This window comes from Kribbella kalugense (assembly GCF_004365875.1).
Taxonomy (GTDB): Bacteria; Actinomycetota; Actinomycetes; order Propionibacteriales; family Kribbellaceae; genus Kribbella; species Kribbella kalugense.
In genome coordinates this window covers 520,892-533,033 of sequence record NZ_SODF01000001.1, presented here as the reverse complement: position 1 = coordinate 533,033, position 12,142 = coordinate 520,892, and the positions used below count along the sequence as shown (strand labels likewise).

At 67.6% G+C, this 12,142-nt stretch carries 11 protein-coding genes; 4 read left to right on the top strand and 7 right to left on the bottom strand.

The features are described from left to right. Positions 1-10 precede the first annotated feature (10 nt). Positions 11-1,999 carry a right-handed parallel beta-helix repeat-containing protein gene (locus EV650_RS02565; protein WP_134114920.1) on the top strand — a complete coding sequence of 663 codons (1,989 nt, stop codon included), beginning with the start codon at positions 11-13 and terminating at the stop codon, positions 1,997-1,999. 48 nt (positions 2,000-2,047) lie between these two features. Beyond that, a complete protein-coding gene (locus tag EV650_RS02560) occupies positions 2,048-3,310 on the top strand; it encodes an aspartate aminotransferase type Ic (protein WP_134114918.1) in 1,263 nt (420 codons plus the stop codon). Here the strand turns inward: EV650_RS02560 and EV650_RS02555 are convergent. Together EV650_RS02555 and EV650_RS40875 are read right to left on the bottom strand one after the other, a co-directional pair. Beyond that, the gene (locus EV650_RS02555) at positions 3,301-3,834 is read right to left on the bottom strand and encodes a PaaI family thioesterase (protein WP_134114916.1); all 534 of its coding nucleotides are present in this window, start codon (positions 3,832-3,834) and stop codon (positions 3,301-3,303) included. The genes EV650_RS02560 and EV650_RS02555 overlap by 10 nt on opposite strands. 139 nt (positions 3,835-3,973) lie before the next feature. Continuing rightward, complete coding sequence (locus EV650_RS40875; RefSeq protein ID WP_166677958.1) at positions 3,974-4,297, bottom strand: hypothetical protein; 324 nt, start codon at positions 4,295-4,297, stop codon at positions 3,974-3,976. On the opposite strand from EV650_RS40875, the gene EV650_RS40870 reads away from it, so the two are divergent. Continuing rightward, on the top strand, positions 4,194-4,430 hold the full coding sequence (locus EV650_RS40870; RefSeq protein ID WP_166678175.1) for an excalibur calcium-binding domain-containing protein: 237 nt from the start codon (positions 4,194-4,196) through the stop codon (positions 4,428-4,430). The two genes, EV650_RS40875 and EV650_RS40870, sit on opposite strands and share 104 nt — an antisense overlap. Here the strand turns inward: EV650_RS40870 and EV650_RS02545 are convergent. The 4 genes from EV650_RS02545 to EV650_RS02520 form a co-directional block, all read right to left on the bottom strand. Then, entirely contained in the window at positions 4,370-5,266 is an 897-nt protein-coding gene (locus EV650_RS02545; RefSeq protein ID WP_134114912.1) for a hypothetical protein, read from the bottom strand. The genes EV650_RS40870 and EV650_RS02545 overlap by 61 nt on opposite strands. 46 nt (positions 5,267-5,312) lie before the next feature. Beyond that, the gene (locus tag EV650_RS40220; protein ID WP_166677992.1) at positions 5,313-6,728 is read right to left on the bottom strand and encodes a tetratricopeptide repeat protein; all 1,416 of its coding nucleotides are present in this window, start codon (positions 6,726-6,728) and stop codon (positions 5,313-5,315) included. A gap of 80 nt (positions 6,729-6,808) precedes the next feature. Next, complete coding sequence (locus tag EV650_RS02525; protein WP_134114904.1) at positions 6,809-8,170, bottom strand: NAD-dependent succinate-semialdehyde dehydrogenase; 1,362 nt, start codon at positions 8,168-8,170, stop codon at positions 6,809-6,811. Between the two features lie 70 nt (positions 8,171-8,240). Beyond that, positions 8,241-9,152, bottom strand: coding sequence for a universal stress protein (locus EV650_RS02520; protein WP_134114902.1), 912 nt, complete (start codon positions 9,150-9,152; stop codon positions 8,241-8,243). A gap of 174 nt (positions 9,153-9,326) precedes the next feature. Here EV650_RS02520 and EV650_RS02515 point away from each other — a divergent pair, with 174 nt between their 5' ends. Beyond that, complete coding sequence (locus EV650_RS02515; protein WP_238173988.1) at positions 9,327-11,366, top strand: M6 family metalloprotease domain-containing protein; 2,040 nt, start codon at positions 9,327-9,329, stop codon at positions 11,364-11,366. Here EV650_RS02515 and EV650_RS02510 read toward each other — a convergent pair. Next, positions 11,331-11,972 carry a histone deacetylase gene (locus EV650_RS02510; protein WP_134114899.1) on the bottom strand — a complete coding sequence of 214 codons (642 nt, stop codon included), beginning with the start codon at positions 11,970-11,972 and terminating at the stop codon, positions 11,331-11,333. The two genes, EV650_RS02515 and EV650_RS02510, sit on opposite strands and share 36 nt — an antisense overlap. Positions 11,973-12,142: the final 170 nt, after the last annotated feature.

Genomic DNA, 12,142 nt, shown 5'->3' with positions numbered 1-12,142 from the left:
GGGTGAAGGTGTGCGGCGTCGCAAGCTCGCGGTCACTGGTCTGATCGGGTTCGTGCTCGGGGCGCTGATCGCCACCGTCATCGTCGTCCTGGTGACCCGGGACGACTCCCCCGCGGACGCCACCGCGCGGAAGGCCGACAAGCCTTCGAGTACGGCGCCGGTGCCGGTCGCGACTCCGATCACGGCGAAGGTGCCGAAACTGGACCTGACCGCGGCCAACCGCCGTAAGCCGATCCCCGGGTTGCCGGACTGGAGCAAGGCCGGGTACCGCGAAGGCGCCAGGCTGCCCGACAGCCTGAAGTTCGACTCGTACCCCAAGTGCTCGCTCGACGCGGGCGATCTGGCCGACGACTTCGGCGTACGGCCGGACGACTCGAAGGACGACTCGGACGGTCTGCAGAAGGCGATCGACACCATCAAGGCCGACTGCTCCTTGCGGTCGTCGTACGACAATCTCTCGATCATCCAGCTGCCCGTGGGCGAGCTCGACGTCTCCAAGCAGATCGCGGTCGACGCCGACTACCTGGTCATCCGGGGCGCCGGCGCGGACAAGACCCGGTTCGTGTTCCGGCCGGACGAGAACACCCGGTACGACGCGCTGACCAAGGACGGCGGCGACTGGGACGAGGACGGGATGAAGTTCGAGGACGGCAACGGCGGCTGGCTATGGCCTGGTCGCGGGCTGTTCCGGGTCCAGAGTCGCGCAGTACATCCGGACTACCAGGCGGCGTACGAGAAAGCGCCGGCGAACCGCAAGGACATCTTCGAGGGCACCGTCAACGTGCACTGGAAGGCCGGCCTGAAGCTGCGTGAGAAGCCCGGTGGCGCCGGGTTCGCGGCGAAGACCGGTGACACGGTGATCTACCTGGATCCGAAGGCTTCGATGGACTCCGTCAAGCCGGGCGGGTACGTGAACGTGCGGGCTGCGAACACGATGAAGTTCTACCAGCAGCAACAGGCGCTGCCGACCGACTACGACCTGCAGAACCTGCACATGCGAGAGCAGATCTTCACGGTCAAGGCGGTCGACACGGCGCAGCACACCGTGACGATCGACAAGCCGCTGGAGTACGACGTACCGGTCGACTCGACGTCGGACGGGTCGGACAAGATCCTGAAGAAGGTCTACCCGTCGAAGGTGTCGCCGCTGGTCGATCCCGTGCTCGGCGTCGGGCTGGAGGACTTCTCGCTCACCCAGCCGGTGGACGCAAAGGCCTCGGATGCCGTCCACAATTACGGCAACCTCGCGCCCGCCGAGGCGATGAACGGCATCGTCCTGAAGTGGGCGGTGAACTCGTGGGTCCGCGGCATCCGGACCACGATGACCGGCTCGCACGCGATCGTCACCGAAGAGGCCAAGAACCTGCAGATCGAGGGCAACGTCTTCGACGGCGCCTGGAACAAGGGCAAGGGCGGCAACGGCTACCTGCGCGGCTCCCGGGTCTGGGACTCGGTCTACGCCGGCAACATCTCCCGCGGCCTGCGCCACTTCACCCTGCAGTGGTCCTCCTCCGGCAACGTTGTCATCGGCAACGACCTCGACTCGGACCTGAACCTGCACGGCGGCTGGGAACGCCGCAACCTGTTCGAACTGAACACCGTCCACGTCCCGTACGAGCACCGCTCGGCGAACTGCAAGTCCAACTGCGGCGGCGAAGGCGGCGAGGAGAAGGACGACTCGACCTGGTTCCCGATCTGGTGGGGCGCCGGCCAGAAAGCGGTCAAGTGGTCCGGCGCGACCGGCCCGCAGAACGTCTTCTTCAACAACACCCTGACGAAACAACTCAAGCCCGCCGGGCCGTACCAGCCGTACCTGCCCAATACCCACACCGTCTACCAGTTCGGCTGGAACGGTACGACGTACCAACCCCTGTCCCAGAACGGCAAACCGATCTCCGACTGGGCCGGCCACGAACAAGACAACTTCACCCAGTCCAACGGCGTCGACGCCTCCCGAACCGACCCGGGGCGATCCCTGTTTCTGCGCGCCGTCGGGTGATCACTAGGCTGGGGTCCAACACCTAGTACTTGTGAAAGGACTCCCCCCGTGAGTGTCGATGAGCTGACTGCCCAGGCTGAGCGTGCGCGCCAGGATTACGAGGCGCTGGTAGCCAAGGGGCTCAAGCTGGATCTGACCCGGGGCAAGCCGTCGCCGAAGCAGTTGGACGCCGCCAACGGAGTGCTCGAGCTGAGCGGCGAGCCGGTCGCCGCGGACGGGTCGGACCTGCGGAACTACGGCGGCCTGCACGGGCTGCCGGAGGTACGGGCGATCTTCGCCGAGGACCTGCAGGTGCCGGTGGACCAGCTCCTCGCCGCGGGCAACTCGAGCCTCGAGCTGATGCACGACGCGGTCGTGTTCGCGCTGCTCGGGAAGGTGCCGGGCGCCGAGCAGCGCTGGGCCGACGTGGAGGGACTGGCGTTCCTGTGCCCGGTCCCGGGGTACGACCGGCACTTCGGGATCTGCGAGCGGTACGGGATCAAGATGATCCCGGTGCCGATGACGCCTGAGGGTCCGGACATGGACGTCGTCGAGCGGCTGGTCGCCGAGGATGCCGCGATCAAGGGCATCTGGTGCGTGCCGAAGTACAGCAACCCCGACGGCACGGTGTACTCCGACGAGACGGTACGGCGACTGGCCGCGATGGACACCGCTGCGCCGGACTTCCGGATCTTCTGGGACAACGCGTACGCCGTACACCACCTGACCGACTCCCCCGCGTCGCTCGCGGACGTACTGGCGCTGTGCGCGGAGAACGGGCACCCGGACCGGGCGTTCGTGTTCGGCTCGAGCTCGAAGATCACCTTCGCCGGGGCCGGCGTGGCGTTCTTCGGGTCGTCGCCGGCGAACGTCGAGTGGTGGCTGAGCCACACGGTCAAGCGCAGCATCGGACCGGACAAGATCAACCAGCTCCGGCACGTCCAGTTCCTCCGCGACGCCGACGGGCTGCGGGAGCACATGCGGACGCTGGCCGCGCTGATCCGACCGAAGTTCGACGCCGTCGACAAGATCCTCACCGCCGAACTCGGCGGCACCGGTCTAGCCTCCTGGACTGCTCCGGCCGGCGGCTACTTCGTCAGCCTCCAGGTCCCCGAAGGTTGCGCCCGCGAGGTGGTCGCCAAGGCCAAGGCAGCCGGGATCGCCATCACTCCGGCCGGCGCCACCCACCCGTACGGCGACGACCCGACGGACCAGATCATCCGGATCGCCCCGACGTACCCCGAACTCCCCGAGGTGGAAGCCGCCATCACCGGCCTGGCCACCTGCGTCCGTCTGGTCGCCGGCGAGAAGCTCCTCGCTGATCAGGCCTGAGCCTGAGGCGGTAGCTCGAAGAGCAGGCAGGTCGACGTTGCGTGGGCGAGGAGTTTGCCGCGTTCGTCGTACAGGCGGGACTCGGCGACCGCCGTACGACGACCTCGGCTGATGATGGCGCCCTCGCAGCGGAGGGTGCCTGAGTTGACTGTGACCGGTTTGATGAAGCGGGTCATCAGGTCCAGCGAGGTGTAGCCGACGCCCGCGGGCAGGGTCGAGTGGACGGTGCAGCCGGCCGCGGTGTCGAGCAGGGTGGCGATGACGCCGCCGTGTACCGAGCCGAGCGGGTTGTAGTGGAACTCGGCCGCGGGCAAGTACACCGTGACCTTGCCCTCCTCGGCATCGAACCCGGTCGCCCCGACCAGCTGCAGGATCGGCGGCGCCGGGAGCCGCCCGTCCCGCATCGCCTGCAGCATCTCCAGCCCCGACGAGGTCCCGACCCACGCCGCCGTCGCCGCCGGGTCGGTCCAGGTAAACGTCCGGCTCCGAACGTTGGTCGCAGGCGTTTGCTGAGTGTCCGTCATGGGGTGAGCCTCACATGTGGCCCTGAGTCTGTCAATGAGACTTAGGGCTCAGTGGGCTGACAGCAGCTTGCTCGGCGTCGTACAAACGCATGAAATAAAGGGATTCGGCGGCCGGAGGTTTCTTCTCGCGGTGTGGTGGCTAGGCTGCTGCCGGGAGGATGGAAGTGAGGCAGTTCAACACGCCGCCGGAGTGGCCCGCGCCGCCGACTCCGGACTGGCGACCGCCCCGGCGGTGGCAACCGCCCGGGTCTTGGCCGGCCGCGCCGGCGAGGTGGGCGTTCTGGGTGGATTCGTACGGCCGACCGGTTCGTGGACCGATCGGGAGGTATGGCGGACCGCGCCGACTGGCGGCCGTGGCGATGGTGGTCATACCGGCGGCGTTGATGGTATTGGTGCTGCTGAACCCGTTCAGTAGCACGAGCGGTACGCCGTACCCGCCAACCGCACCGACACCAGCACCCACAATCGTGGTCTATCGGAACTGCGCGGAAGTCCGCGCCGCCGGCAAGGCTCCGCTGCACCGGGGCCACCCCGGCTACTCCCGCGCGTTGGATCCCAACGGCGACGGCGTGGCCTGCGAACGCGGCAACTCCTGACGGATCCCGTCGTACCACAGCTCCTGCGTCTGGCTGATCCAGAAGGCCGCGAACAGCACGATCAGCGACCCCTCGATCCAGAGCACCGCGTGATCCCAGCCGAAGATCTTCTTGCACACGAACATCACCAACGGCACGACCACCATCGCCACCGCAATCACGGAGTACCGGTTCGCGGGTGAATGCGGGACCGCGTGCTTGCGTTGCTTGCGCTGGAACTCCACCGCGTTCACCACCACCACCGCGACGATGCACAGGAACATCACGATCGCCGCCGCGTAGTGCGCGTGCCCGATGAACCCGGTCCGGTCGACGAGGAACCAGGCCAGTCCGCCGCCGAAGATCAGCACCGCGACCACCAGACCCACCACGTACATCGGCGTCCAGCCGGCCGGCTGCCTGATCCGGTCCCGGATGATGAAGACCGCGGTCAGCAGCAGGCACGGTACGCCGACCACGAACAGCGCGAGCATGTTGTTCGAGACGTTCGCGGCCGCGTCGCCGAGCCCGACCTGCACCGAGTGGCACGTGCCCTGCCCCGGTGTCGGCACGAGCGCGACTGCCGGCGCGAGGATGCCGGACACGTTGAGCAGGATGTCCTCCGGCTCGGTGTTGCCCTTCAGCACCACCATGCACACGCCGATGGTGATCAGCGCACCAACGAAGATCGCGCGGACCGGCGTGTAGTAGTACGCGCTGATCGAGGTCTGCAGGCAGCGCGGATCGGTCTTGGTCCACTCGATCACCACCGCGGCGCCGAGCAGCACGATCATCGCCACCATCGCCATCCGCAGGTACCGATAGGTCTTGATGGAGTATTCACCGGGAACGGTCATCCTCGGCCCCCTCGCCGCGAACTCGACTACTCGCAGTATGCGCGGTTCACGGCCGGACGACGAGGGGTCGGAACGCCGCCTGGACCTGCGCGTCGCTCGGGGTCACGCTCTCGTCCTCCGTGCTGCCGGGGTCCAGGTGGTACGGGCAGGCATCGCCCGCGATCTGCACGGTGGCGCTCGCCACCAGCCGGCCGGTTCGCAGCTCGTACACCTTGGTCGGGACTGTGACCTTGTGGAACGTCACCTGCGTGATCGCGCCCCCGTACGGATCCGACTCCGGCACGTACGGGCAGGTCCGCACTGCCGCGCCCATTCCCGGCGTCTCGGTGCACACGACGATATTCGCCCGGTACGGGTCGTCGATCGACCACGCGGCCGGCAACTGGTCGGCGTACTGGGAGCCGTCGCCGAGGAAGATCGCCGGGTTGAAGCCGCGGTGGTACGGCTTCGCGCCGCTGTACTTCGCGGGCCTCGAGCAGTACTCCGCGTCCAGCAGCAGGCTCCGGACGTTGTCCAGCTCGATCGCCAGCGTCGCCCGCACGAGTCCGGCGCGCGCCCGCACCGCCTGCTTGGCCTTGGGGTACGTCGTGACGAGCCGCTGGTACGCCGCCCGCGCGGTCGGCCATTCCTCGCGGGACGCGTGGTCGTCAGCGCAAGCCAGCAAGGCGTTCGGCTCGATCCGGGGTACGACGGCATTGGCGCGATCGAGCAAGTCGCCGGACAGCTTGCGGGCCTGCAGCCAGGTGGTCAGCGTGGTCAGCTCGCACGGCTCCATCGCCTGCAGGTCCTTGACGAACCGATCCATGACGACGCCCGCGGTCGCCTGCTGCCGCGCGTCGGCCGCGATCGGGCCGAGGACGCCGTAACCCAGTTTGAGAGACACCACGTCACCCAGTCCCACGGCCGCGGTCAGATTCCCCTTTGCCACCTCCAGCGTGGCGCAGGTCGCTACGTCACCGTCGCCGCGGTCCATCTGCCGGCCGGCGACCACCCGGTCACCGAGCCAGACCTGGTCCTGCGCCGTCCTTACCTTGGCGCAGTCGCCTGCCTCGCGTGCGTCCGCGACCTGGCCGGCGACGCGGCTGGCGTCGTACCGGACGAAGCCGACCGCAGCCAGCACCGGGATCGTGATGCCCAGGGCAACCAGTCGCTTGGGGAGGCTCGCGGTCCGATTCGGCTGCCGACGGGCGAGGAACCAGCCGTGGGCGATCTGCAGGATCCACCAGGCGAGCAGGCCGAGCTCGCACCAGACGCTCTTGTGCCGATACAGGAGCACGACGAGCACCGCCGTACCCGCGAGGCCGACGATCCCGAAGAGCGAGCGGCGGATCAGGAAGTAGCCCAGGCCGAGCAACGAAGCGTTGCCCACGGCAACGGCCAGCGGGTCGTACTGCCTGAGCCGCTTCGGTGTCGGTCCGGGGTACGGCGTACCTTGCGGCGGGGGCATCTGCTGATAGGTCATCGGCATCGCTTTCGATCACGGATCATCGCCCCCAGCGTGCCGTGATCCGCCCGCGCCCGGACCTCCGTGACCGGTTCCTGTCAGCTGAGCCGGATGGACTTCTTGTTCATGAATTCCTCGATGCCGGCCGGGCCGAGTTCGCGGCCGAGGCCGGAGCGTTTGATGCCGCCGAACGGAAGGTCGGCCTGCGAGCCGCCGGCGCGGTTGAGATAGACCATCCCGGCGTCGATGCGATCGGCGACGCGACGGTTGCGGTCGGGGTCGGTGCCCCAGACCGACGCGCCGAGGCCGAACGGGGTGTCGTTGGCCAGCCGGATCGCGTCGTCCTCGCCCGAGGCTTTGAAGACGATCACGACCGGTCCGAAGATCTCCTCGTAGTACGCGTCCATCTCGGGGGTGACGTCGGTGAGGACGGTCGCCTCGAGGTACGCGCCGGGCGTGATCCGGCGGCCGCCCGCACGGAGGGTCGCTCCTTGCTCGATCGCCTTCGCGACCTGGCCCGCGACCTCGTCTGCCGCGGCGGTCGAGGCGAGCGGCGGGAGCTTCGTCGCGGGATCGGCGGGATCGCCGGGGACGTAGTACTCCGTGATGCGTTTGGTGAGGCGGTCGACGTACTCGTCGTAGAGGTCGGCGAGGACGATCATCCGTTTCGGGGCGTTGCAGGACTGGCCGCAGTTCCGCATCCGTGCGGTCGCGGTGGCGTTGACGGTCTCGTCCAGGTCGTCGGTGTCGAGGATGACCAGCGGGTCGGAACCGCCGAGCTCGAGCACGGTCTTCTTGAGGTTCTTGCCAGCCTCGGCGGCGACCGAGATCCCGGCCTGCTCACTGCCGGTCAGCGAGACGCCTGCGATCCGCGGGTCGGCGAGGATCCCCGGGATCTGCCGGCTCGACGCGAACGTGTTCACGTAGACGTCTTCGGGTACGCCGGCCGTGTGCAGGATCTCCTCGATCGCACGGGCCGATCGCGGGCAGATCGAGGCGTGCTTGAGCAGGATCGTGTTCCCGAGCACGAGATTGGGCGCGACGAATCGGGCCACCTGGTAGCACGGGAAGTTCCACGGCATGATCCCGAGCAGCGCACCGATCGGACCCTTGGTGATGACGGCCTGGCCGCCCTTGATGTCCAGCGGCTCGTCCGCCAGCAACGCCGGCCCGTGCTCCGCGTAGTACCGGAAGATGTCGACCACGATGCCGACCTCGCCGAGGCCTTCGTTGACCCGCTTCCCCATCTCCAGCGTCATGATCTGCGCCAGCTCGTGCGCCCGCTGGTCGAACAGGTCCGCGGCCCGCGCCACGATCGCGGCCCGCTCCCCTACCGACCGCTGCCGCCATTCCGGATAGGCGTCGTACACCTGCCCGATCGCGGCCCGCACCTCCTCCTCGGTCGAGTTGGCTACTTCCTCGATCAGCTGCCCACTTGCCGGGTTGGTGACTGAGTACATGGGAGACAGACTAGCTGCGCGCTGACATACTGTATACAGCCATCTCTCACCGATCGGTCGGCGACGAGGACTACGGGTGTTGGTGGACGATCGCGATCGGGTGGGTGGTGTGGTGCAGGACGCCTCGGGCGACAGAGCCCAGGAGGAGCTCACCGACCCGGGAGCGGAGTCGGCCGCCGACCGCGAGCAGTTGGGGGTTCAGGTCTTCGGCGGCGGCGAGGAGACCTTCGACGGCCTGGCCCTGGCGGACGAGGTGGTCGATCTCGACGCCGGGGCGTTTGCTACGCCAGTCCTCGACGAGTTCGGCGCCGCGGGCATCGGCCATGTCGTGCCACTGGTCGATCTCTTCGGTGGAGACCGGCTGGTCGCTGGCGACGGCCCACGGGAAGTCCCAGACCAGGACGAAAGTGAGCTGTACGCCGTGCGCGCCGGCGTGGTCCGCGGCGAACTCGACGGCCGGTTCGCTGGACTCGGGCTCGAGCCAGTCGACGCCGACCAGGACCGGGCCGGCGCGATGCTCCTGATCCTGCTCCTGCCAGCCGCTCGGTACGACGACGACCGGGCCGCGGCCGCGGTTGCCGAGCGCGTCAGAGGTGGAGCCGATCAGCAGCTCGGAGAAGACGCCGTGCCCGCGCCGGCCGAGCACCAGCATCGTCGCGGTCTCGGTGAGCTCGACCAGCACGTCGTCCGGCTTGCCGACGCGCAGGTCGACGCCGAAGTCCAGTTTGGTGTCGATTCCGGCCAGGTACGGACGCACCTCGTCGACCACCCGTGTAGCGGCCTTCTCGATCCGCACCGGGACGATCGAGACCCCGTCGGCCCGGACCGGAGCGTAGGTGTCGCTGTAGCGCTTCGGCTCCTCGACGACGTGGATCGCGCGCAGTGGTCGCTCCCGGAGCAGTGCCTCGTTCACCCCCCAGGCGAGTGCATGGCTGCGTTGCCACGCGGCGTCGACTCCCACGATGATCACGTCGTCGGCCATCTCCGGTCCCCTCTTCCCGATGGTGAGATTGTGCGCCTCCCCCGCGCAGATTCCATCCCCCCGAGCCTGGTCGGTTGTGGTCAGGCGTGTCACCAGGCATGCTCATGACTTCGATGTCCCGCCCCTTCGTCGATCGGATGCCCGCCCGTGTCTGAGCAACGGAAAGTTCGTCGTGTGTTGCGGCTGGTTGCCGTGCTCGCCGCCATCTCCGTGCCTTCGATGGCACTCGCATCGCCAGGTGCTCCCCCGGACCCGGTCAACGCCTGGCAGTACCCGCACTGGCCGCAGAAGCAGCCGTGGCAGGAGTCGGGTCAGGACAAGCGGGTCGCGACCACCGTCTCCAAAGGTCTGCCCGGGCCGATCGATCCGCAGAACTGGGAGAACCCGGACCACATGACGTGGGACGACTACGTCAAGCCGCCGGGGACGAACTGGGCCGACCCGGCTGTGAAGGGATCGCAGCGGACCTTCAAGGGTGCGCTCGTGCTGCTCGACTACCCGAACCAGGACTTCGTCATCACCAAGCCCAAGGGCTCGACCGTCTTCGGCAACCCGAGTGCCGCGGCGAACGGCGTACCGCGGGACCAGACGGCGCAGTTCTACAAGAACTTCCTCAACACACCTGAACCGCTGAACCACGGTCACACGCTGCACGAGTACTGGATGGAGGACTCCGGCGGCCGGTACGGTGTCGACCTCACCGCGTTCGGCCCGTACCGGATGCCGGGCAAGTCGCACGAGTACGGCATGGAGTTCCAGAGCGACGCGGACTGCCCGGCCGGCGACGACTGCTCGCGCGACATCCGCACCGACGGCAAAGCGGCCTGGGTCGCCGACCAGGGTCCCGAAGTACCCGCCGGCTTCGACTTCGTGTTCTTCCTCAGCGCCGGGCAGGACGAATCGTCCACCTGGCAGGAGTTCGGGATGATGAAGTTCCCGACCAAGGAGGACGTGTCCGAGGCCTTCGGCCCGCCGGATCCCGCGCAAAAGAACTGGTCGGACACCCGGTACGTCGACTGGACGTCATGGGCGGCCGGATCGTCGATCTGGCCGAACGCGGGCGGCGGCTCGTCGACCCAGGCGGAGAGCTCGGGGATGGCGGTCTTCGCGCACGAGTTCAGCCACATCCTCGGGATCGGCGACAACTACAACAACCCGTACGGCGTCCCAGCAAGACGTGCGTACACGGGCATCTGGGAGATGCTGTCCCGAGGCAGCTTCAACGGTCCGGGTGGACCACACAGCCGGTGGATGATCCCCGCGACCGGTGGCGCGTCGATGGGCGCGCAACACATGCTGCGCAACAAGATCAAGCTGCAGATGGTCGACGACCAGAACGTACTGCGGTTGTCCCGCGAAGCGCTCGCGTCGTCGGGTGTCGTGATCGCGAACGTCACCGCGCGCAGCGTGAACCCGGGCGCTAAGGACCTCTCCGGCATCAACATCGAACTCGGCAGCGCCGGTGATCTCGATGCGCCCTGCGACGTGAACAAGGATCCGCTCTGCGACGGCCGTGGGTACCAGAACTACACGGTCGAGGTGGTGGACCGGATGGGCACCGACTCGTTCACGCCCGATTCCGGCGTACTGCTGGCGAAGACGAAGAACGAGGACCGGGCGCCGTTCGAGTGGGTCATCGACGCCAACCCGCAGGACATCAACCTGACCGACTACGTCCTGCCCGACGGGACGAAGGTTCCGATCACGATCGGCGACTACCGTCAGTTGTCCGACGCTCTATTCCACGCGGGGACGAATTCGGGCAGCGAGTACGAGTACACCGACACCGCGAACCGGCTGCACTTCTACATCACCAATGTGCACCGCGACGCCAAGGGTCAGCTGTCCTACACGGTCGCGGTCCGCTCCCTCGACGGCTCGGGTCCGCAGAAACGCGGAGTACGCCTCCTGCCGACGGTCGCGAAGCCGGACCGCAGCGGCGTCCAGACCTGCAACTTCCGCCTGACTAACACAGGCAAGGCCGGTACTGGGCCGTACCTGAAGGGCGACGTCTACCGCCTGTCCGCGAAGTCCAACGGCTGGCCCATCGCCCTCCCCAACGCCCTCGCCACCGCGAACGCCGGCCAGCAAACCACCGTCCCCGTCTACACCAAGCCCGGCACCGGCCCCCTCGCCAAGATCACCCTCACCGCCACCTCCGAAAGCGACCCCACCAAGTCATCCACCGCCACCTGCATCGCCGTCAAGCACTGACCGCAACGCGCCGGGCGTCCAACCGGACCGGACGCCCGGCGCCGCGTACAGGTACTCCACGATCTGCTCGATCCCCCAGCCGTGGGACTCGGCTAGACCCGTAGCTATCCAGTGCAGGTACGCCGCGGTTGGAGCGACTGGATCTAGGTCGGCGACCGTTCCGTGGGTGACTGTGAACATCGGGAGGCCGTGGAGTTCGCCTAGTCGGATCAGGGTCTCGTAGCGGCCCGGGCCGATGGTGTGGATCGCGTCCAGGTTCGGGAGGAGGGCGGTCACCTCAAGGGCGAAGGGGCCGCCGGGGTCGCGCCACATCTCTTGGGCTGCGACATCGCCCAGCTGGTCCGGGGTGAGGAGGTACGCGCGGCCGGCCAGCTGCGTGGGCGCGTCCGGGTTGTAGAAGGCCGAGCCGCCGCCCCAGACCTTGGAGGCGCCGGCGAAGACCAGGCCGCCGGAGACCGTGACGGCGGTGGTCTTCTGCGGTGGGTCCTGGTTGCGGCACCCCGGGTACACCCGCGCGCCACCGAGTGGACGGCCGCCTGAGATGTAGCACGTGAAGCGTTCGAGAGCGAGGTTCGATCCATAGGCGACGTACCAAATGCTTTCCACAGATCTCCTTGCTCCTCCGCCGAGCCACCGTACTAGTTGCTGGTAGCAACAATTGCTACCACATCTACGAGCTATCCTCGCATCTTATGCACAGACTTGCGGCGCTGTGGATAACTTCGATTGCCGAAATCCCTTGAAAATAAGGGCTTTTGGGTTTGAAAAGTGTCGGA